Source organism: Longimicrobium sp. (genome assembly GCF_036399255.1).
Classification (GTDB): domain Bacteria; phylum Gemmatimonadota; class Gemmatimonadetes; order Longimicrobiales; family Longimicrobiaceae; genus Longimicrobium.
This window is the reverse complement of sequence record NZ_DASWNM010000135.1, coordinates 18,633-40,465: the sequence shown is the minus strand read 5'-3', so window position 1 is coordinate 40,465 and position 21,833 is coordinate 18,633. Positions and strand designations below refer to the sequence as shown.

Annotated in this window: 16 protein-coding genes; 7 read left to right on the top strand and 9 right to left on the bottom strand. The window is 70.2% G+C overall.

Annotated features, from left to right (window positions below; translation table 11 throughout):
* The first annotated feature begins 27 nt into the window (after positions 1-27).
* From VGC13_RS24875 to serA, 4 genes are all read left to right on the top strand, one after another.
* The gene (locus VGC13_RS24875) at positions 28-594 is read left to right on the top strand and encodes a hypothetical protein (RefSeq protein ID WP_331128016.1); all 567 of its coding nucleotides are present in this window, start codon (positions 28-30) and stop codon (positions 592-594) included.
* 210 nt (positions 595-804) lie between these two features.
* Entirely contained in the window at positions 805-1,503 is a 699-nt protein-coding gene (locus VGC13_RS24870; RefSeq protein ID WP_331128015.1) for an HAD-IB family phosphatase, read from the top strand.
* Positions 1,504-2,010: 507 nt separating this feature from the next.
* Entirely contained in the window at positions 2,011-3,138 is a 1,128-nt protein-coding gene (locus VGC13_RS24865) for an alanine--glyoxylate aminotransferase family protein (RefSeq protein WP_331128014.1), read from the top strand.
* Complete coding sequence (gene serA, locus VGC13_RS24860; protein WP_331128013.1) at positions 3,135-4,736, top strand: phosphoglycerate dehydrogenase; 1,602 nt, start codon at positions 3,135-3,137, stop codon at positions 4,734-4,736. The genes VGC13_RS24865 and serA overlap by 4 nt, the downstream gene beginning before the upstream one ends.
* 855 nt (positions 4,737-5,591) lie before the next feature.
* On the opposite strand, the gene aac(3)-IV is transcribed toward serA, so the two are convergent.
* The 3 genes from aac(3)-IV to VGC13_RS24845 form a co-directional block, all read right to left on the bottom strand.
* Positions 5,592-6,386, bottom strand: coding sequence for an AAC(3)-IV family aminoglycoside N-acetyltransferase (gene aac(3)-IV / locus VGC13_RS24855; protein ID WP_331128012.1), 795 nt, complete (start codon positions 6,384-6,386; stop codon positions 5,592-5,594).
* Between the two features lie 172 nt (positions 6,387-6,558).
* Positions 6,559-7,017, bottom strand: coding sequence for an arginine repressor (locus VGC13_RS24850; RefSeq protein ID WP_331128011.1), 459 nt, complete (start codon positions 7,015-7,017; stop codon positions 6,559-6,561).
* Positions 7,018-7,060: 43 nt separating this feature from the next.
* A complete protein-coding gene (locus VGC13_RS24845) occupies positions 7,061-7,630 on the bottom strand; it encodes a hypothetical protein (protein ID WP_331128010.1) in 570 nt (189 codons plus the stop codon).
* Positions 7,631-7,863: 233 nt separating this feature from the next.
* Between VGC13_RS24845 and VGC13_RS24840 the strand changes: the two genes are divergently transcribed.
* Complete coding sequence (locus VGC13_RS24840) at positions 7,864-8,481, top strand: class I SAM-dependent methyltransferase (protein WP_331128009.1); 618 nt, start codon at positions 7,864-7,866, stop codon at positions 8,479-8,481.
* A 131-nt stretch (positions 8,482-8,612) separates the two neighbouring features.
* Complete coding sequence (locus VGC13_RS24835; RefSeq protein WP_331128008.1) at positions 8,613-10,268, top strand: GGDEF domain-containing protein; 1,656 nt, start codon at positions 8,613-8,615, stop codon at positions 10,266-10,268.
* A 151-nt stretch (positions 10,269-10,419) separates the two neighbouring features.
* Here the strand turns inward: VGC13_RS24835 and VGC13_RS24830 are convergent, their stop codons facing one another.
* The 6 genes from VGC13_RS24830 to VGC13_RS24805 all read right to left on the bottom strand — a co-directional run bounded on the left by VGC13_RS24830 (position 10,420) and on the right by VGC13_RS24805 (position 16,186).
* Complete coding sequence (locus VGC13_RS24830) at positions 10,420-10,803, bottom strand: cupredoxin domain-containing protein (RefSeq protein ID WP_331128007.1); 384 nt, start codon at positions 10,801-10,803, stop codon at positions 10,420-10,422.
* Entirely contained in the window at positions 10,800-11,897 is a 1,098-nt protein-coding gene (locus tag VGC13_RS24825) for a cupredoxin family copper-binding protein (protein ID WP_331128006.1), read from the bottom strand. The genes VGC13_RS24830 and VGC13_RS24825 overlap by 4 nt, the downstream gene beginning before the upstream one ends.
* Positions 11,898-11,962: 65 nt before the next feature.
* Positions 11,963-12,391 (bottom strand): plastocyanin/azurin family copper-binding protein, encoded by a 429-nt coding sequence (locus VGC13_RS24820; protein ID WP_331128005.1) that lies wholly within the window; start codon positions 12,389-12,391, stop codon positions 11,963-11,965.
* A gap of 161 nt (positions 12,392-12,552) precedes the next feature.
* On the bottom strand, positions 12,553-14,067 hold the full coding sequence (locus VGC13_RS24815; protein ID WP_331128004.1) for an Ig-like domain-containing protein: 1,515 nt from the start codon (positions 14,065-14,067) through the stop codon (positions 12,553-12,555).
* Positions 14,068-14,424: 357 nt separating this feature from the next.
* On the bottom strand, positions 14,425-15,060 hold the full coding sequence (locus tag VGC13_RS24810; RefSeq protein WP_331128003.1) for a hypothetical protein: 636 nt from the start codon (positions 15,058-15,060) through the stop codon (positions 14,425-14,427).
* A gap of 349 nt (positions 15,061-15,409) precedes the next feature.
* Positions 15,410-16,186 (bottom strand): TIGR04255 family protein, encoded by a 777-nt coding sequence (locus VGC13_RS24805; RefSeq protein ID WP_331128002.1) that lies wholly within the window; start codon positions 16,184-16,186, stop codon positions 15,410-15,412.
* A gap of 181 nt (positions 16,187-16,367) precedes the next feature.
* Here VGC13_RS24805 and VGC13_RS24800 point away from each other — a divergent pair, with 181 nt between their 5' ends.
* Positions 16,368-21,617, top strand: coding sequence for a DUF3320 domain-containing protein (locus tag VGC13_RS24800; RefSeq protein WP_331128001.1), 5,250 nt, complete (start codon positions 16,368-16,370; stop codon positions 21,615-21,617).
* Positions 21,618-21,833: the final 216 nt, after the last annotated feature.

Genomic DNA, 21,833 nt, shown 5'->3' with positions numbered 1-21,833 from the left:
TCCACTCCACGCAGGAAGACCTCAGCCATGCCCACCTTGCCCGCGGACACACCCGTCCTTTCGCCCCGTTTTGCGCGCGACGCCACGGTAAGCGGCGGCAACATCCTTTCGATGCTGGCCGCCATGGGCCCGTTCCGCAAGCGCGGCGAGCAGATCCTGGAGGAGCACGGCGTGTACTCGGTCACGGCCGAGGGGTGGTACTCGCTGGAGGCGTACGTGCGCAGCCTGCGGGCGATCGGCGAAAAGATGGGGCCCAACACGCTGTTCCAGATCGGCCGCCAGATCCCCAACCACGTACCGCTGCCGCCGGGGCTGGACACGTTCGAAAAGGTGCTGGCGTCGTTCGGGATGGCGTTCGACATGAACCACCGCGGCATTTCGGCGGGGACCATCACCTTCTCGCTCAAGAACCCGCGCACCGCCACCATCACCACGGGCACGCCGTACCCGGACGACTTCGACCGCGGGGTGATCGCCGGCTTCTTTCAGCACCTGCTGCGCGTGCGTCCCATGGTCGACACGGTGGCGACCGAGCCCGCCAAGTCGCGCGGCGGCGAAACGACGACGTACCAGGTGACGCTTCCGGTAGCCTGAGGGTTTCGGGCGCTTCGAAGGGCGCCGCGTTTTGTCGAGGGGACAGGTTACAGGGGACAGGTGACAGTGGGAACGAGGGGATGCCCTGCCCGCTGTAACCTGTCCCCTGTAACCTGTAACCTACCTTGCCAAGCGCGGCTCATTTCCCCACCGTGCGTCAGGCCGCGTGCGTCGCATGCCGGCAACACCCTGCGACCTCCTCCGCGCGGCATGAACGGCTTTGCGTCCGTCGTCTTCGACTGCGACTCCACCCTTGTGGCGGTGGAGGGCATCGACGAGCTTTCCGGACCGTTTCGCGACCGGATTGCGGCGCTGACCGACGCGGCCATGGACGGCTCGGTGCCGCTGGAGGCGGTGTACGGCCGGCGCCTGGAGATCATCCGCCCCACCCGCGCGCAGCTGGACGAGGTGGGGCGCACGTACGTCCGTGCGCTGATGCCCCACGCGCGCGAGACGGTGGCGGCGCTGCGCTGGCTGGGCAAGACGGTGCGCATCGTCTCCGGCGGGCTGCTGCCGGCGGTGCAGGCCGTGGCGCGTGAGCTGGGGATGGAGGACGGCGACGTGGCCGCGGTCGGCATCCGCTTCGACGCGGACGGCGAGTACGCGGGCTTCGACGACACGTCGCCGCTGACGCGCAACAACGGCAAGACGCCGGTGATCCGCGCCTGGAACCTGCCGCGCCCCGCGCTGCTGGTGGGCGATGGGGTAACGGACCGCGAGGCGCGCCCGGCGGTGGACGCCTTTGCCGCCTACACCGCCGTCGTCGCCCGCCCCGCGGCCATGGAGGGCGCGGACTTCGTGCTGCGCGAGCCCACCCTGGCCGCCGTGCTCGCCCTCGCCTGCTCGCCGGACGACCGCGCGCGGCTGGCGGACAGCCCCTGGGCGGGGCTGCTGGACGCGGCGGGATAGCTCCCTCGCCAGGGGCGGGCGCCCCTCCGGGCTCGCACCACTCGCCCACCTCCCCCAAAACTGCTGGGGGAGGTGGGGGGTGGGGCTGGCGGCCGGGTTGCCTCGGAAGAGTCGGTGCGAAATGGTGGGCCGCCCCCCACCCCGGCCCTCCCCCGCAAACAGCGCAGGGGAGGGTGACGCGCTCCACGGGCTTGTCGAAGCGGGATCGAATTCTCCCCTCTCCGTGAGGAACGAACGGGGAGGGGCCGGGGGTGGGGCACCCCGCGGACGCAGTTCGTTGTAATTCGTTCCGCCCAGTCCCATCGGCAACCCCAACCTCCCCCAGCAGTTTTGGGGGAGGTGGCGAGCCTAGGCGAGCCGGAGGGGGCGGCCGGCGGACGCGCTCGAAAGCGTGTCGTAGCGGGATCGAATTCTCCCCTCTCCGTGAGGAACGAACGGGGAGGGGCCGGGGGAGGGGCACCTCGCCCGCCGCCGTGCTCCATCACCGACCGAAATACCAGACCACCCGTGACCGATCCCATGCTGGACCTGCCGCCGCAGACGGAGTTCGGCCGCTTTTTTCTTCCCGGGCCCACCGAGGTGCACCCGGACGTGCTCGCGGCCATGACGCGCCCCGTCATCGGGCACCGCGGCGCGGAGATGTCGGACATCCTGCGCGGCGTGGACCCGGTGCTGCGCGCGCTGTTCCGCACCTCGCGGCCGGTGTACGTGGCCAGCTCGTCGGCCACGGGGCTCATGGAGGGCGCGGTGCGCAACGGCGTGCGCACACGCGCGCTGGCGCTGGTGAACGGCGCGTTCAGCGAGCGCTTTCGCGACCTGGTGGCCGACTGCGGGCGCGAGGTGGAGACGTACGAGGTGCCCATGGGCCAGGCCCACGCGCCCGACGAGGTGTTCCGGCGGCTGCGCGGCGGCGAGTACGACGCGGTGACGGTGGTGCACTCAGAGACCTCCACCGGCGTGCTGGACCCGCTCACGGAGATCGCCGAGGCGGTGCGCCGCGCGGAGATGGAGACGGGGGAGGAGATCCTGCTGCTGGTGGACGGCGTCACCAGCGTGGGCGGCATGCTGGTGGAGGCCGAGACGTGGGGGCTCGACTTTCTGCTCACCGGCTCGCAGAAGGCCATGGCGCTGCCGCCGGGGCTGGCGTTCGGCGCGGCGTCGGAGCGGATGATGAACCGCGCCAGGACGCTCTCCGGGCGTGGGCAGTACTTCGACCTGATCGAGTTCGACGCCTACTGGCGCAGGCACCAGACGCCCACCACGCCCGCCCTTTCGCTGATCTACGCCCTGGCCGCGCAGGCGCAGCGCATTCACGCGGAGGGGGTGGAGGCGCGGGCGCTGCGGCACTGGACCATGGCCGAGCGCACGTGGGGGTGGGTGGAGGAGCGAGGCCCGCGCTGGGGCCTTTCCCTCTTTGCCCCCCCCGGCCGCCGCTCGCCCACGGTGACGACGATCGGCGTCAACGGGGGGACGTCGGGGACGGAGATCTGCGCGGGGATGACGGCGCGCGGGTGGACGCTGGGCACAGGCTACGGAAAGCTGAAGGATTCGACGTTCCGCATCGGGCACATGGGAGACCACACGGTGGATGAGCTGGACGCGCTGCTGGCGGCGCTGGAAGAGGTGCTGGGATGACGGAGCGCTTTCGCGTCCTGGTGACGGACGACATCGACCCCGAGGGGGTGGCCCTGCTGCGCGCGCATCCCCTGATCGAAGTCTCCGAAAAGCCCACCCGCCCCGCGGCGGAGGTGCTGGCGGAGATCGGCGAGTTCGACGCCATCATCGGCCGCAGCGCCACCCGCATCAGCCGCGAGCTGCTGCAGGGCGGTGATCGGCTGCGTGTCGTCGGCCGCGCCGGGGTGGGCGTGGACAACGTGGACCTGGCCACCGCCACGGAGCTGGGCATCGCCGTCATCAACGCCCCCGGCGGCAACACGGTCTCGGTGGCGGAGCTGGCGTTCGGGGTGCTGATCGGCCTTGCGCGCAACCTGCCGCAGGCGTGGGCATCCATGCACGCGGGGCGCTGGGATCGATCGAAGCTGGGCGGCGTGGAGCTGCGCGGAAAGACGATGGCGATCGTGGGCGTGGGCCGCATCGGCAGCGAGATGGCGCGGCGGGCCCGGGCGTTCGGGATGCACGTCATCGGCTACGACCCGTACGTGGGCCCCGGCAGGTTCGAGGAGCTGGGCATCGAGCCGGTGGCGCGGCTGGCGGAGGCGCTGGACCGGGCCGAGGTGCTTACGGTGCACGTGCCGCTGAACAACGAGACGCGGGGGATGATCGGCGCGCCGGAGCTGGCGCGGCTGCCGCGCAACGCCTTCGTGCTGAACCTGGCCCGCGGGGGCGTGGTGGTGGAGGACGCGCTGACGGAGGCGCTGCGGGCGGGGCGCATCGGCGGGGCGGCGCTGGACGTGTTCGACAGCGAGCCGCTGGCCGCGGACCACCCGCTGCGCTCGGTGCCCAACCTGGTGCTGACGCCGCACCTGGGCGCCAGCACGCGCGACGCGCAGCGCAACGTGGCCATCGAGGCGTGCGAGGCGGTGCGCGACGCGCTGGTCACCGGCGACCTGAGCGCGGCGATGAACGCGACCAGCGTGGGCGGCGCGGGAATGCGCGAGCTGCGTCCGCTGCTGGCGCTGGCGGACCGGCTGGGCCGGCTGGGGCGCGCGCTGGTGCCGGGTGCGCTGACCTCGCTGGAGGTGCGCTATACCGGCGCCCGGGCCGAGGCGCCGCGGCCGCTGCTGCTGGCGGCGCTGCAGGGCGCCATGCGCGACGTGGTGGAGCGGCGCGCCATCAACCTGGTGAACGCGCAGCACGTGGCGGCCGAGCGGGGAATCGAAACCGCCTCCACGCACGTGGACGGGCGCGGCGAGCTGGGCGAAGAGATCGAGCTGCGGCTGGAGGGCGGCGAGCGCAGCATTCGCGTGGGCGGCGCGGTGCTGGGCGAGACGCACGGGCGCATCGTCCGCATCGGCCCGTTTCGCGTGGACGTGGCGCCGCGGGGGGTCATGCTGGTGCTGCGCAACCGCGACGTCCCCGGCGTCATCGGCCGCGTGGGGACGCTGCTGGGCGAGGCGGGGGTGAACATCGCCGAGTACCACCAGGCGCGCCTGCAGGTAGGCGGCGAGGCCCTGGCCGCCGTGACCGTCGACAGCCGCATTCCGCAGGACGTGATCGAACTGCTGGCGGGGAAGCCGGAGATTCTGGAGGTGCGGCAGGTGGATATGGAGTGAAGGGGTGAAGGGGTGAGCGGGTGAGCGGGTGAACGGGTGAAGGGGACAGTCCCGGGATGCCTGGACCTGGCGCACGATATCGAGCCATGCTCCTCGCGGGGCGCGTCCGGCCCTGGCGCGGTGACCTGGGATGGGCGTTGACGTTTCGCAATTCGTCTGGTAAGGTGTGTTAGCCGCGCTCGTGATGCGTGGTTCACCTGAAACTGCGAGGATATGATGACACTGTCCCTTCCAAACCTGCGGCGGATCGTCTTTGGGCTCACGTTCGCGGGGTGCATGGGGTTTGGAGTCACCCAGGCCTTCGCGGAGGTTACGTGGGTCGGGATTTCCCAGGCGTGCGATCCCTATGACATCAATTCCACGCAGATGTGCGGCGAGGCGTGCTATGACCTGGGCTACAGCGGGCGCGCGCGCTGCTTGATCGGGAACGGGTACTGCGAGTGCCGCGTTCCCTGAGCCTGAGACGGTGTTGCTAAACCCTCAAACTCACAACGGAGCGTGACTTCATGAGGGAGCGCACCACGAGTAACCAGAAGCTACACAACCACCTGCGTGCGACCGAAGGATCTACTCTCGGGCACGACGGGGCCAGATCCAGCGCTGAGATCCAGCCCATTCGTACTGCCGGCTAGATCCTTCGGTCGGCGCCAAGCCTTTTCGTAGCAGCGGGTCAGGCGCGGCGCCTCCCTCAGGAAGTCAATCGCGGGGTGAGTTTAGCAACACCCTCCAAGACGGTGCCGCCAGACCTCGCCCTCGCGGCTGACTTCCTGAGGGTGCCCTGGCAAAGAAAACGCGCCGGAGAGGCAGATGCTTCTCCGGCGCGCTGCATTGACGGGCAAGCCGACCCGCGGCGCATCAGGCGGGCACGCTCGCCCGCGCCTCGTTGCACTCCTCGCACCCCGCATTCGCCGGGTGCAGAAAGACGAGAGGGTCGCGCTCGAGGTGCTCCAGCGCCGCGGCGACGATGTCGCGGCTGCGCGCGAGGCGGGCGTGCGCGTGGCCCACCAGGCCTTCGCGCTGCAGCCCCCGCGCACGCAGCCACTCGTCCGCCAGGGCGAACCGCTGGCAGCAGTGGTCGTTCTCCCGGTAGTCGACGCGGACGGGGCGGCCGTCCCGCAGCACCGTGCAGTGCTTCGGCAGGCCGTACGGTACCCCGGCGATGAGCTCCGCCAGGTGCAGCGTGGTGTCCGCGTCGTGGCCCACGCCCAGCAGGAGCACTTGGCCGTCCAGGTCGTGCACACGGCCCACCGGGCTTTCGGGAAGGTGCGGCGGCAGCGGGAGCGGGTCGCGGTGGATGTACGCGGCCCGCGGCCCGGCCGCCGCGAACGCCTGCAGGTGATCGCTGCGCAGTACGCCGTCGATCCGCCAGAACGTATCCGCCACCACCCCCAGGTCCTCCGACGCCGGCGTGACGCGCGGGTCGAACGGCGCCTCGTCATCCCCCGTCCACGCCGGCATCACCAGCGTGCCGCCGGGGCCCAGCGCGTCGCGCAGCGCCTGGATCAGCCCGCCCGGCCCGCCCTCCACCGGCCGCACGGCGCGAAAGGACGTATGCACCAGCAGCACCCCGCCCTCCTCCACCCCCAGCGCCCGCAGCTGCCCGGCGACCTCGGCCCTGCTCAGCTCCCTCCGCTCACTCCCGATCGTCATCATCCATCCCCCTTTTGACCCAGGGCCTTCCATGAAGCTCAGCGGAGCCGGCACGAGAAAACTCCGTTAACTCCGTTAACTCCGTTGACTCCGTGTGAGGCCCTCTTCCGTGGATCCCTGCTCACGCACTTCCGCACTTCCGCACTTCCGCACTTCCGCACTCACGCACTTTTCACTCGCCTCGCCGGTCCGCGATGGACTCGATGCGCGAGACGATGGTTTCGCGGTGGTCGGGGCTGCGCAGCACGATGAGAATGGTGTCATCGCCCCCGATGGTTCCCACGATCTCCGGCCACCCCGCCGCGTCGATGGCCACCGCGATGGGCTGCGCGCCGCCCACCAGCGTCTTGAGCACCAGCAGGTTGCCCACGCCGTCCGCGCCCACGTACAGCGCCGGCAGCAGCCGCGTGAGCGTGGGCCCCGTTTCGCCGCCGCCCACGGGGATCACGTACGCGCTGCCGCCCTGCCCGTCGGGCGCCTTGACCAGCCCCAGGTTGCGGATGTCGCGCGAAAGGGTGGCCTGCGCCACGTCGATGCCGCGCTCCAGCAGCAGCTCGCGCAGCGCCTCCTGCGAGGGGATGCGGTGCGTGCGGACCAGCTCCAGGATGGCGGCGTGCCGGGGCAGCTTCACGGATTCACGTCAGGCAAAAGGGTGGATGACGGTCACGGCCCGCTCATGGATAGCGGGACGAGCGGAACAGGTACAGGTACAGCATCCAGGGCACCAGCTGGAACACCGTGCCCAGGATGAAGATGGCGCCCAGCATGCCGCGGCCGCCCTCGGGGAGGGGGGGCGACTCGGCGATCATCGTCTCGGCGACGCTCCAGACCACCACCATCGACCCGCAGATCGCCAGGATCATCACCGCCGACAGGCCGCGGATCCACCCGTGGGCCGCCCGGCGCCCCGCAAGGGCCAGCAGCGCGGCGATGACCAGCACCACGTTGCCCAGCATGTGTACCGCGTCGAACAGCGAGCCGACCTCCTCCGCCTGCGGCGTGGTCGGCTCGTCGCGCTGCAGCACCCAGACGATCGTCAGCACCCCCAGCACCAGCGCGGTGACGATCCCCGCCATCGGCTTGTCCGCCTGGGCCACCGGGGGAGCGGCGGGTGCAGGCGAAGCGGACGGCGAAACAGCCGGGGACGGCGCCGCGGAGTCCGTCAGCGGCCGGCCGCAGTGGATGCAGGCGGGGGCCAGGGTGGACACTTCACGCCCGCAGTCGGGGCACGTCGTCAGGGGCATGGGCGCGGCTTGAAGGCGGGGCGTGGACTGGAGATAACGGCGTGCATCGAATGGCGGCACGGAATATACGTGTGGCGCAGTGGCCCGGCGCAACGTACCCTTCCGCGCGCCGCGGCGGTCCGGACGCAGCTTTCCGGGTCCCGCGGGGTAGAACCGACCGGCCCGGTTGCTGCACGTGCACCCGCGGGGCCGCGCACCGAGCCCAATTAAACCGAGCGTACCGAGAGGAAGCCGTGCCCACTCGCAGCAAGCAGCCCGTGCATCGCCAGCACCCCATCCTGCTTTTTTCGCGCAACTTCATCAAGCATCCCAGGATGCTGGGGTCGGTGATCCCGAGCTCCCGCTTTCTCATCGGGCAGGTGCTCAAGCAGGTGGACTGGGAGCGCGCGCGCGTGTTCGTGGAATACGGGCCCGGCGTGGGCACCATTACCCGCCACGTGCTGAAGCGCATGCACCGCGACGCGCAGGTGCTGGTGCTCGAGACCAACGGCGACTTCGTGGAGTACCTGCGCGGCGCCATCCCCGACCCGCGGCTGCACGTGGTGCACGGCTCGGCGGCGGACGTGGAGCGGGTGCTGGAAGAGCGGGGGCTGGGCAAGGCCGACTACGCCATCAGCGGCATTCCGTTCAGCACCATGCCGGCCGACCTCCGCGAGTCCATCGTGCAAAGCACGCACGATGCGCTGCGGCCGGGCGGGGCCTTCCTGGTCTACCAGTTCTCCAGCAAGGTGCGCGCGGACCTGGAGCGGGTGTTCGCCAGCATGGACACCAGCTTCGAGCCGCTGAACGTTCCGCCGGCGCACGTGTTCGTGGCCCGCACGCGGACCAACGGGGCGGGAACGCCGGCGTAAGTCCCGGTCCGCTGAACAGATCGGCCTCACACGGAGTCGACGGAGTCAACGGAGGAACGCTCTCCGCCGGCTCCGGCGCTTCCGGGTGGGGCCATCTTCGTTTCTGATCCTCCGCACTCCATCTTTCCGACATGCCGCAGCGCTTTCAATCGCTTTTCCATCATACGCAGGACGCGGTCTGCATGGCCGACGCGGAGGGGCGCATCGTGCAGGCGAACCCCGCCGCCGTAGCGCGCTTTGGGCCGGGGGAGGACGGCGGGCCGCCGCGGCACCTGCGCGACCTGCTGACCGACGCGGACGAGTGGGACGGGATGCGGGCGGAGGTGGAGGGCGGGGAGGTGGCCCGGCGCACCGTACGCCTGCGCGGGGCGGACGGCGAGCCGGAGCACGCGCAGATGACGTGCGTGGGGATGCACGGCACGGAAGGCGCGCTGCAGATCCAGGCCATCGTCCACGCGCCCGCGCACAACCCGGCGGCGGAGGCGATGGACGCGCTGTTCGACGCGGAGACGGGGGTGCCCAACCGCACGGCGTTCCTGGACCACGTGGCGCGCGCCCTGGCCGAGAGCGCGGAGCGGCCGGAGCACCGCTTTGCCGTCATTCACCTGGACCTGAACCGCTTTCAGCGCATCAACGAGACGCTGGGGCACCAGCGCGGCGACGAGTTGCTGGCCCTGGCCGCGCAGCGCCTGGGCGCCTGCGTGCGCCCCGGCGACGTGGTCTCGCGCGCGGCCGGCGACGACTTCCTGGTGCTGCTGAACGCCATCCGCAGCGAGGACGAGGCGCTGAACGTGGCGCGGCGGATGGGGCGGGCGCTGGCGGGCGGCTACCACCTGGGCGGGCACGAGGTGTTCTGCGACGCGGACGTGGGGGTGGTGCTGGGCGGTGCCGGGTACGCGGACGCCGAGCAGGTGCTGCGCAGCGCCGAGGGCGCCATGGCGCGCGGGCGGCAGACGGGGGAGGTGCAGCTGTTCACGGACGAGATGCACGCCCGCTCCGTGGCCGCGCTGCGCCTGCACGGCGACCTGCACCATGCGCTGGCCCGCGGCGAGCTGCGCGTGTTCTACCAGCCCATCGTGGGGCTCGACGACCAGCGGGTGCGCGCGTTCGAGGCGCTGGTGCGGTGGATGCACCCCGAGCGCGGCCTGGTCTCGCCCGTGGAGTTCATCCCCGTGGCCGAGGACACGGGGCTCATCGTCCCGATCGGCGAGTGGGTGCTGGAGCGGGCGGCGGAGCAGCTGCGCGACTGGCACGCCCGCTTTCCCGCGGATCCGCCGCTGGCGATGGGCATCAACCTGTCGCTGCGCCAGTTCGCGCAGCCGGGGCTGGTGGAGCACGTCCAAGCGGTGCTGCGGCGCACCGGCGTGGGGCCGGACACGCTCAAGCTGGAGGTGACGGAGAGCATCGTGATGGGCAACGCGGACACGGCCATCGACGCGCTGCACGCGCTCAAGGCGCTGGGGGTGCAGCTGCAGGTGGACGACTTCGGCACGGGGTACAGCGCGCTTTCGTACCTGCACCGCATTCCGCTGGACGTGCTGAAGATCGACCGCTCGTTCATCGTGGCCATGGCCGGCGGCGAAAAGCACCTGGCCATCGTGCGCGCCATCATCGCCCTGGCGGCCGCGCTGGGATTGGAGACCACCGCCGAGGGCGTGGACGACCCGGCCCAGGCGGATGCGCTGCGGTGGATGGGCTGCACCTACGGGCAGGGCTACCTGTGGGGCAAGCCGATGGAAGCCGCGGACGCCGAGCGGATGCTGGCTCCCGCCGCCGCGGAGTCCTGAAGAACGCGGGAAAAACAAAAGCGGGGGGGTACAGAGGGACAGAGAACAGCCAGAGGAGCAGAGGACGATCGATCTTCCTCTGTTCCTCTGGCTTTTGTCTGTTCCTCTGTACCCCCGCTTTTCGGGGGGTGAATGAGACGGGTTGTGGGCGCTACGTGACGATGATGGTAGCCTTCATCCCCGGGTGGGGGGTGCAGTGGAAGGGGAACGAGCCCGCCGCGTCGAAGGTGCGCTGAAAAGTGCCGTCGGGGTTGATGGCGCCCGAGTCCCAGACGTTGTTGTCGGACGTGGAGGTGTGCACGTCGGGGTCGCAGTTGGCCCAGGTGACCTGCGTGCCGCGCGGCACCGTGATGGACGTCTGCACGAACGCGTAGTTGCGGATCTGGATGGTGTTGGCGGGCGTGCCCTCGCACAGGTCGCCGCCGGGCGGCGTGGTGCCGGCCACGCGCTCCGAAAAGCACCCGGCCAGCGACCCCGCCGCGACCAGCGCGGCAAAGGCGGCGCACGCAAAGCTGCAGGTGGCGCGCAGGTTCATTGGACGATCACCACTCCCTTCATGAACGGGTGCGGGGTGCAGCTGAAGTCGTAGGTGCCGGGCGCGGAAAAGGTGTGGGCCCACTTTCCCCCGGGCTGGATGAGGCCGCTGTCGAAGCTGCCGTCCGCCGCCGTCACCGTGTGCGCCAGCGGGTCGTTGTTGGTCCACTCCACCGTGGTCCCCACCGCCACCTCGATGCGCGCCGGCGCGTACGCCATGTTGCGCATCCCCGCCCGCTGCAGCGTTCCCGCGGCGTCCGCGGCGGAGGCGTCCGCGGCGGCGGTGGCGGGCCCGGCCGGGGGCGGCGGCACCGCGCCGTGCCCGCCACCGGCCGCGGCACCGGAGCCGAACCAGCGCGACAGGGTGAGCGGAATGGTGAACTCGAACCCGTATCGCACGCTTTCCTCGCCGCGCGACATTCCCTGCAGCGTGTAGGCGTTGGTGTTGGACGCCTGCAGCGACAGCGTGTGCGGCGTAAGGGGGATGGCCAGGTGCAGCCCGGCGCTCCACGCCATCCGTTCGCCCTCCCGCCGGTCCATCAGCGTGGCCACGTCGCCGGCCAAGGCGAAGTAGCGGCTGATGCGCAGCGTGCCCCCGCCCGCCACCGCGAATCGCGTCTCCCCCGCCGCCAGCGGGTCGCTGAGCACCCGCGCCGCGCTGACGATGCGCACGGGGCCCACGCGCCGCGCCAGCGAGACCTCGCCGTCCACCCCGTCGGCGGCCAGGTTGTATCCCACCTGCCCGCCCACGTCCAGCGGGGCGCCCGCGTCCTGCTGAAAGAGCTGGTGGCGCGCCCAGAACTCCCACTCGTTGGGGTAGCCCGGGGCCAGCGCCGAGTTGGTGGCGTAATGAAAGCCCACCATCGTGCGCAGGGGGAGCCCCGCCGCCACGGTAAAGGTGGGCACGTTGCCCACCTTGCGCACCGGCGCGTCACTGGCGCTGAAGCGGTGCAGGAAGTTGAAGTACAGCGTGCCGGAGTTGCCCACCCAGCCGCCGGACAGGTTGGGCGGGCGGTCCAGCAGCGACTGGGCGCCGGCCGCCGCGGGAAGGGCCAGCGCGGCCGCGAGCGCGGCAAGGGGGATGATGCGGGTCAACGGTGCCTCCGGTCGGGTGGCGGGGCGGGCCGCGCGGCCCGTCCCCGTACGTGGGTCGGGGCGGGTCACTGGACGGTGACGACGCCCTTCATGTTCACCCCCATGTGCGGCATGCAGTAGAACTCGTAGCTCCCCGCCGGCACGCCCGCGAAGCTGACCGTGTAGCTGTCGCCCGCGTTCAGCACGAAGGGCCCGGAGAGCGGCGACATCTGCTGCGGCATTCCCGCCGCGATGCGCGCCTCGGCGGCGTCGGGGATCTTCGCCGGGTCGAACGCCACGTTGTGCGGCCCGCCGCTGGCGGTGGTAAAGCGCACCCGGTCGCCCGAGCGGATGGTGAGGCTGGCCGGCTCGAACCGGTAGGTGGTGCCCGCCAGCACCATGCGCACCTCGTGCTGCGTGGGCGTCGTCGCGGCGTCCGCCTCCGCGCGGGTGGCCAGCACGGCGGCCGGGGCGGCCAGCGCCGCCAGCATCAGCAAGGTCAGGGACTTCTTCATGGTTCTGTGCTCCTGGTGCTGCGTTGGGGGTTGATGGATGGAAGGCAGTGCCTGGTGCCCAGTGCCTGGTGATCCATCCGCATTCACGACTCACAACTCCGACTCCCGCTCTCGTTCACCCCTTCACCCCTTCACCCCTTCACCCGCTCACCCCTTCACCGTCACGGCACCACCACCACCGTCCCGTTCATCCCGGAATGCCGGGTGCACGTGTACGCATACGTCCCCGCGGTGGCGAACTGGCGCTGGGCGCTGCCGCCGGCGTCCGTGTCGGGGATGTTCCCGCCCGCCGGCGCGTTGCCGTTGAAGGTCACGTTGTGCCGCGTGCCGCCGGTGAACTGCCAGGTCACCGTGCCGCCCGCGCGGAGGGTGACGCTGGCGGGGCTGAAGCTTTCGCCCGGCGTGGTGACGGTCGCGGCCAGCGGCGGCGGCGGGTTGGTGGGCGGCGGGGGCGTGGTGGTGCCGCCGACGGTGACGGTCACCGTGGCCTCGCGGGTGGCGCCGCCGTGGGTGATGCGCGCGGTGACGGCCACGGTGCCCGCGGCCACGCCCGTCACCAGCCCGGTCGCGCTGACGGTGGCCTTCGCCGCGTCTGCGGTGGACCACTGCGCGGCGGGGAGGCCCGCCATCGTCCGGCCCGCCTGGTCCAGCCCGGTGGCCGACAGCTGCGCCGTGGCGCTCACCGCCACGGAGGGGCTCGCGGGGGAGATGACGACGGCGGTGAGCACGGGTGCCGCGGTGGAGCCCTCCACGACCACCGTGCCGCCGTGGTCCCCGTCGTGGCGGGCGCAGGTGTAGGCGTAGGTGCCCGCCGCGGGAAAGGTGCGGCTGACGGCCTCGTCGTCGTCGATGCGGCCCGTGTTGCCGCCCGGAGGCGCCGCGCCGGTCCAGGTGACGTCGTGCTCCTCGTCCTCCATGGTCCACGTCACCGTGCCGCCGGGGGCGATGGTGACGGTGGAGGGGGTGAACGCATCCTCCACCCCCTGCACCGTGGCCGTGGAGTTGGCCGGCGGCGCGGTGACGATGACGTTTGCGGTGGCCGTCCACGTCCGCCCCTCCGCCGTGAACGACGCGGTGACGGTGGTGGCCCCCGCCGCCAGCGCGGTGACCACGCCTCCGGCGACGCGGATGCGGCTGGCGTCCTGCACCGACCAGGCGACCTGCGGCAGGATGGGGACGCGGGCGCCGGACGCGGTGGTCGCCACCGGCTCCAGCGGCGCGCTGCCGCCGGGGGCCAGCGTGACGGTGGCCGGGCTCAGCGCGAACGCGGCGATGCCGTTGCCGGGCGGGGGAGGCGGCGGGGCGGCGGCCTCGAGCACGGCGATGCCATAGGTGCCCGTCTTGGTGATTCCTTCCACCGTCACGGACGCGGTGATGGTGGCCGCGCCGGCCTTGAGGCCGCGGACCACGCCGGCCGGGTCCACCGTGGCCACCGTGGCGTCGCTGGAGCTGAATTGCGGCTGGATGCCACTGACCGGCTGGCCGGCGCCGTCGCGCGCCTCGATGGTGATGACGATGGTGTCGCCCACCGGCACCGCGCCTTTCGGGTGCGAGAGCGTCACCGAGCCCAGCGGGGCGGGGGTGCCCGGACCGCCGGTGACCGGCGCCGCGCCGCCGCCGCCGCACCCGGCCGCCGCCGCGGCCAGCGCCAAGGCAATCATCCACTTCGTCTGCATCCCTGCTCCTTCTGCTGCCGACACGTGATCGCCCGCGGTGTGCGGACGGTACGGCCCGGTGTCGTGCACACTCCTTTGGCAACACGGGGACCCCGCCCGGCGCGAGGGTGCCGGGCGGGGCTTAGCCATTGTGGATGGGGTGTTTACAGGAACACGCGTCTAGGGAACGCTTGGTTTCAACACTGTCTCATTGCGAGACAGCGTGTTGCGAGCCGGCCCACTGGGGTTGTAACAAGTCCTGAGATCGTTGTGTGCCCAAGTCGAGTAAGTGGCATATCTACAGCAGCAAACGAGTAGGAAAACGGGCTGTCCCGATGTGGGCCAGCCCGTTTCTTGACTTTGTTCTTATGGCTACTCTCAGTGGTCGGCCCCATCGACCACAGCCCATGTATTCTGGATTGTAGTCCGGCGGGGTATCTCTCCTTCATCCTCCGCGCGTGCGTAGTAGTATCCAAGCTTATAATTGAAAAAGTACCACCCCAGTCGACTCAATCTAAGGCGAGCGCCGAGTGGAGCATCCTCGAAAATACGCTCAGCGTACCGAGTCGACACAGATGCTGCTTGGGAGAAGTCTACATACGAATCCGGATATCCGTTGGCAGCAGGAAGATACAAGTACCTTGCATAATGCCCCCCCTTCAGAGCGTTCAGCTTACTCGTTTGTTGCGCGGCCGTAAGCCCCTCTAGGAACTCCGCTACGGCGAAAACCGGAGCAAACACCGCATACGGATCTTGGCCGGGAACAGCATCGCACGTAGTGGACAACAGCATAACAGTGCCCACGTACTCCTCGATTTGGCCGTCCTCTGCGACGAACGCGAGCCGCAGGCCGGGGCACACGTCCCCCTGCCACGGCTCGCGCTTGCTCTCTTCGGTTTCCATGTACAGCCAGCGCTCACTCTGAGCCGCTGTACTTAGCCGCTTCGCCTCACGCTTGAATGTTTCATCGTCCAAAGGACGGTGAAACTGCAGGATGTCCCGGATAGGGTCCATGTCTCCGCAGGCCCTAGCGAAGGGCGCTAACGCCCCTCCGATATGGGCCGGGGGGCACCAACGCGCTGGCGAGCGGCTGTAGCCGGCCGCACGTGGTTTGCTCGTACAGCAGCAAAAGCCGCTTCGGCTTCGGCATCAGGACGAATCTCTCCACCGAGGGCATCAATGAACTGATGTGATCTGCGGTGAAGCGAATCTGCCCTCCAACTGCGTTCATTGAGGGTGATCGATGTAGTTCTCCCACGCTCCTGGACGTGAGATGTCACAGGCCGTACAGCAAAGGACGCGTTGCGGCCGCTACGCGCGTCAGTGACGTTCTCGAATTCTGCTGGCCAAGCGTTAAACATCGTCAACTCCCCTTTTCGGATTCGAGCGGGCCAAAGCTGGCCAGCACCTCGGGAAGGAATACCTGATTGAACATCTTGTGCACTCTCGCGTGCATCTTCTCATACCCCTTTTCCAACTCCGACGATCCCGGTAGTTGGACCCACTGGATCACTTGATCGATGTCGAAGATCAACTCGCCCGTACCATCCGGTGCAGATTGGGCTGCCAATGTGACCGTTTCACGACGCCTTACCTCAGTCGTAGCCAATGAGAACCGTTCAAATCGAGCAGAAAACGGGTTCGCCTCCTTCAGGAGAACAGGTGGAAAGAGCCCCGCTTCATTCGCGATATAATCTCGCAGCCGAAAAGCCGAGGGAGATATCGGTACAGCGTTGATGTATCGTAGTCCAGACAGCCGAACAGGACCAGGTTTAACTATCTCTTGGTACGTCACGAGTACCGCGAAAGCGGTATCGCGCAAACGCTCCCAACTGTGTCCCTCAGGCATGGCCATTGGTAAGGAACTCACCGCGAGGAGCCCCGGCCCGACGGTTACAACCATTCCTCGATCAGCACGCCAAAATCGCTTCAACTCCACTGACGGCCCAAAGCCCATTTCATCCGGCGCGATCAGAAGTGATGCTTGATGGACGGTTTCATGTTCGGGAAAGTCGGGGAGGGCAACTAGAAGCTGCCCGAAGAACACAGAGTCCCAGTTCTCGTCACCCTCGAACCGGAATTCTACGACAGCCTCGCGCAGGGGCGGGTTCTTATACAGGCGTCGCTCGGCAGATCCCATGGCCGAAAGCTACCCACAAATCATACCGTTGCGCAAGACAGTTCTGTGTTTATCTCACTCTATGCCTGAGGCAATTATTATGCTGGCGCGACGATCTTACGCGCCGCTTGTCTCATCCCGGCCTGGAAACGAGCTTTCTCAATCGTGCTCAGCGCGCCCCTATCTGTCTCCCGCATATCTCATGAGCGACACGCAGACCCCCGCCGCGCCCACGGACGACGCCCGCATCGCGGCGGCGCTGGACAACTGGAAGCGCCGGCTGCTGGACCTGAGCAAGCGCAACCGGGCGCTCAACTTCCGCGTGACGCGCGCGTCCACCGTCGCCATCGCGGACGAGCAGCCCGCCGAGGTCTTCCGCCGGCTGTACCTGCTGGAAAAACGGATGCGCTTTCAGGCCGCCCCGCCCCCCGCGCCCAAACCCGCGGAGGGCGACGCGCCTGCCGCATCCCCGGTGACGGCGCCCGGGCAGGGGAGCGAAACGGTGTCGGCGGATACGTCGGCCACCGCCGCACCGCATCCCGCCGCAGAAGCCGGGGCGGATGCCACGCCGCCGGATGCCGCGCCTTCCGCCGCCCCCCATCCCGCCGCCACGCCCGAAAACCCAGCCGACGCAGTCCACGAAGGTGGACTTCGCGACGTTCCCGCGGCGAATTCATTCGCTCCTGAAGGCGGACTTCGCGACGTTCCCGCGGCGAATTCGTTCGCTCCCGGGGCGGACACCGCGGGTGCCGAGGGAACGGATGGACATCCGACGGTGGGGATGGACGAGGCGGATCAGGCAGATCGCACCAACGAGCCCGAGGCCGCCGCCGCGCCTGAGGCACCCGAAGCCGCGACGGCGGGCGGGTTCGACGACCTGGGGGAGGATGACGACGCGCTGGCGACGGCGGCGGAGTTCGCGCCGTACGCGGCGGACGCCATCCCGGCGAAGCACCGCGACGACGTGCTGCAGACCACCTCGCCCGCGGAGCGGCTGGACATGTCGCTGCGCCGCATCGAGGAGCAGGCGCGCGAGACGCAGGAGGAGCAGGGCGTGAACGCGCTCTTCCTGGCGCTGGGAATGCTGCACTACACCGAATCAAAGGATTCCGGGCAGGCGTTCCGCGCGCCGCTCGTCCTTCTTCCCGTCGCGCTGGCGCGCACCGCAGCGGGGGCGGGGTACACGGTGGCCGTCACGGACGACGACTACATCGTCAACCCCGCGCTGGCGGAGTACCTGCGCCGCGACTTCGGCATCGCCCTGCCGGAGCTTCCCGACCCGGCGTCCATCCCCGACGACTACGACCTGCAGCAGTTCATGGCCGGCGTCACCGAGGCCGTCAGGACGCAGTCCGGCTGGCGGGTGACCACGGAAATCTACCTGGGGCTGTTCGCGTTCCAGAAGTTCGTGATGTACAAGGACCTCGAGGCCAACGGCGGCGCCTTTGCCGGCCATCGCCTGGTCCGCCAGCTGGTCACGCGCCGGGGCGACGCCTTCGCCGCGCTGCCGGACGACGTGCGGCAGATGGACCTGGACGCGCAGTTCCCCCCCGAGTCCACGGCGCAGGTGGTGGATGCCGACAGCAGCCAGCTGCGCGCCATCGCCGCCGTGTCGCGCGGGCACGACCTTGTGCTCGAAGGGCCGCCGGGGACGGGAAAGTCGCAGACCATCACCAACCTGATCGCGCAGGCGCTGCACGCGGGGCAGTCCGTGCTCTTCGTCGCCGAAAAGATGGCGGCGCTCTCCGTCGTTCACGAGCGGCTGGTGCGCGCCGGCCTGGGCGACTTCTGCCTGGAGATGCACAGCACCAAGGCCAACAAGCGCGCCGTGGTCAAGGAGATCGGCCGCTCGCTGGACGCGTCCCTGCAGCGCCCCAAGGCCGGCGAGCCGGTCGCGGGGCGCCTGGGCGGCGTGCGCCACACGCTGACGGAGTACGCGCAGGCCGTCCACGCGCCGTACGGGGCCATCGCCTTTGCCCCCTACCGCGGCTTCGGCGAGCTGATGGCGCTGCGCGACGCCCCGCGCGTCAAGCTGGAAAAGCCGGTCACCGCCGTCACCCGCGAGCAGTTCGACGAGGCGGTGCGCGCGCTGGAGGACCTGGCCAAGGCGGCGGCGGATACGGGTGACGTGCGCGGCCATCCCTGGCGCGACTCGCGGCGCACGCTGTGGCCGGAGGATGCGCTGGACGACGCGCGGACGCGAATCGCGGAGCTTCGGTCCGCCCTGTCGCAGATCGCGGCGCAGGCGCCGGCGGTGGAGGCGGCGTTCGGCCTGCCGCCGCTGCGCACCCTGGCGGACGTGGACACCGCCGTGCGCGTGGCCGCCGTGCTGGCGCGCTCGCCGGGCGCGCCGCTGGGCGTGCTGACCAGCGCGGAGTGGAACGCGCCGCCGTCGCAGGCGGTGGAGCTGATCGCCCGCGGCCGGCGGGTGAGCGAGCTGGACCGCCGCCTGACGCACTGGTTCACCCCCGACGTGCTGCAGCAGGACCACGCGGCGGACGCGCAGTTCATGGAGGAAAAGGAGGCCAGCCCCCTCCGCTTCCTCAACTTCCTGAGCGGAAAGCACCGCGCCACGAAGCACCGGTGGATGGCGTATCGCCAGCCCTCCTACACCGGCTCGCTGGCCGAGCAGGCGGCGGAGATGCGCCGCGTGGACGAGCTGCGGCGCGAGCGGACCTCCATGCAGGCGCTGGATTCCGTCGGGCGCGAGCTGTTCGGCGGGCTGTGGCGGGGGGAGGGGTCGGATTGGGATGCGCTGGACGGCTACGTGCGCTGGGTGGTGGAGTTCCGCGCCGTCGCCGTGCGGCACCGGCTGGCCGATGCCACCGCCGAGCTGGCCACGCAGCCGACGCCCGACGTCTCGCTGGCGGACGCCTTGCGCGCCCCCGCGGACGCCGCGTCGAAGGCGCTGGAAGGGCTGCGCGCGCTGGCGGAGTGGCCCGCGGACTACCTGGGGGAGGCGCCGCTGGCGGAGATCGCGGAGCGCGCCGCCGCGCTGGAGGCCGGGCTGGGCCTGGCGCCGCGCTGGGCGGCGTTCGAGCTGGTGCGGGCCCGGGTGGCGGGCGGCATCGCGGGCGAGCTGCTGGCGCCCGCCTTCAGCGGGGAGATTGCGTTCGGCGACCTGTCCGCCGCCTTTCGCCGCGCCTTCCACCAGAAGTGGGTGACGGCCGCCGTGCAGGAGCGCGAGCCGCTGCGGCAGTTCGCCACCCTGTCGCACGAGCAGCGTGTGGCCGAGTTCCGCCAGCTGGACCAGGCGGTGCTGCGCGAGAACCGCGACGCCCTCGTCGGCCGGTTGCGCGACGCCGTGCAGGCGCGGTTGCGCGAGCCGGCCGCCAGGGAGGCCATGCCCTTTCTGCAGGCGCAGATGGCCAAGGAGCGCCGGCACGCGCCGCTGCGGCGCACGCTGCAGCAGTCCGGATCGGCCATCCGCGCCATCAAGCCCTGCTTCATGATGAGCCCGCTGACGGTGGCGCAGCTGCTGGACGGCGGCGCGCCCTCGTTCGACCTGGTGATCTTCGACGAGGCCAGCCAGCTTCCGTCCGAGGACGCGGTGGGCTCCATCGTCCGCGGCTCGCGGCTCATCGTCGTGGGCGATCCGCGCCAGCTGCCGCCCACCAACTTCTTTTCGGTGATGAGCGGGCAGGCCACGGCCGAGCTGGGGGAGGACGGCACGCCGCTGTTCGAGGACACCGAGAGCGTGCTGGAGGAGTTCCTGGGTGCCGGTGTGCCCAGGACGCGGCTGCGCTGGCACTACCGCAGCGCGCACGAGTCGCTCATCACCTTCAGCAACGTCAGCTTCTACGAGGCGGACCTGTTCACCTTTCCCAGCGTGGACGCGGCCAGCGGCGCATCCGGCCTCTCGTTCGTGCACGTGCCCGACGGCGTGTACGAGGGCAAGGGGCTGAACCTGGTGGAGGCGCGCCGCGTGGTGGACGAGGTGGTGCGGCATGCAAAGGCGAGCCCGGAGGTCAGCTTGGGCGTCGGCACCTTCAACCTGCGCCAGCAGCTGGCCATTCAGGACGAGCTGGAGCTGCGCCGCCGGCAGGATCCCTCGCTGGAGCCGTTCTTCGCCCGCGACCGCGCCGAGCCGTTCTTCGTCAAGAACCTGGAGAACATCCAGGGCGACGAGCGCGACGTCATCCTGCTCAGCGTGACGTACGCGAAGGGGCGCGACGGGCGGCTGCGCAACAACTTCGGCCCCATCAACGGCGAAAACGGCTGGCGGCGGCTGAACGTGCTCACCACCCGCGCCCGCCAGCGGATGGTCGTCTTCTCCTCCATGCGCGGCGACGAGATCAATCCTTCGTCGTCGGCGTCGCGCGGCCCCGCGCTGCTCCGCGACTTCCTGACCTTCGCGGAGCGGGGCACGCTGCAGGGCGCCTCCGTCTCGCTGTCGGCGGACGCGGAATCCGTCTTCGAGCAGCAGGTGATGGAGGAGCTCACCCGGCGCGGAATCAACCTGCAGGCGCAGGTGGGCGCGGCGGGGTACCGCATCGACATGGCCGTGGTGGATGACGAGATGCCCGGCCGCTACGTCTGCGGCATCGAGTGCGACGGCGTGGCCTACCACGCCAGCGAGACCGCGCGCGACCGCGACCGGCTGCGGCAGCAGGTGCTGGAGGCGCGCGGCTGGCAGATCCACCGCGTGTGGTCCACCGACTGGTTCAAGGACCGCGAGGGCCAGATCGAGCGGCTGATGAAGCTGATCGAAGTCTCGCGCGTCCACACGCACCAGTCCGCCGCCGCCCGCGACGCCGAGGCGGAGGCCCGCCGCGTCGAGGCCGAGCAGCGCGAGCAGGTGCGGGTGGAGAAGATCGTCCCGGATGCGGACGCCGCGCCCCCGGCCGATCCGCCGCCGGACGCGCCCGCCGAGATCCCCGTGGCGCCGTACGTGATGGCTGACGTCACGCCGCGCTGGGCGGGGACGGACATCCTGGCCAGCCCCCAGTCGCTGCTGCTGGCCGCCCTGCGCGAGGTGGTGGATGCCGAGGCCCCCGTGCACGTGGACGACGTGGAGGCGCGCGTCGCCGCCATGTGGGGCCTCGCGCGCACCGGCGTGCGCATCGCCGCGCGGATCGCGCAGGCGGTGGACGCGGCCGCCGCGCAGGGCATCCTCGTCCGCCGCGGCGCCTTCATCCACGCCCCCGACGGCACCGTCGCCGTCCGCTCACGCCGCGATACCAAGATCCCCACCGAGCGCATCCCTCCCGAGGAGTACCGCGAGGCTGCGCTCACCGTCCTCCGCGCGCGCGGTGGCCTGCCGCGCAGGGAGCTGATGGCGGAGGTGCGGGGGATGCTGGGCTTCAGCCGGCTGAACGCAAAGCTGGAGGAGGCCATCGGTGCCGCCCTCGACGCCCTGCTCGCCGACGGCACCTGCGGCGAAGCCAGCACCGGCATCCGCCTGCGCGCGGCCGAGGCCGATCAACTGATACCAGATCCTGAAAAAGATTAATCGTACAGAGGAACAGGGTCAGACAGAGAAAGTGACCTGAGATATCATCTTGATTCCTCTGTCTGACTCTGTTCCTCTGTACTCATAAAGGTGTTGTTTCCCCGGATGATAAAGAGAAGCAGGGGCGGCTCTCCCTCGGAGCCGCCCCTGCTTCTTTCCCTCGGCGTCACGCCTGTCTGTCAGCATCGAACGCCGGAGACAGAGACGCATTTCAGC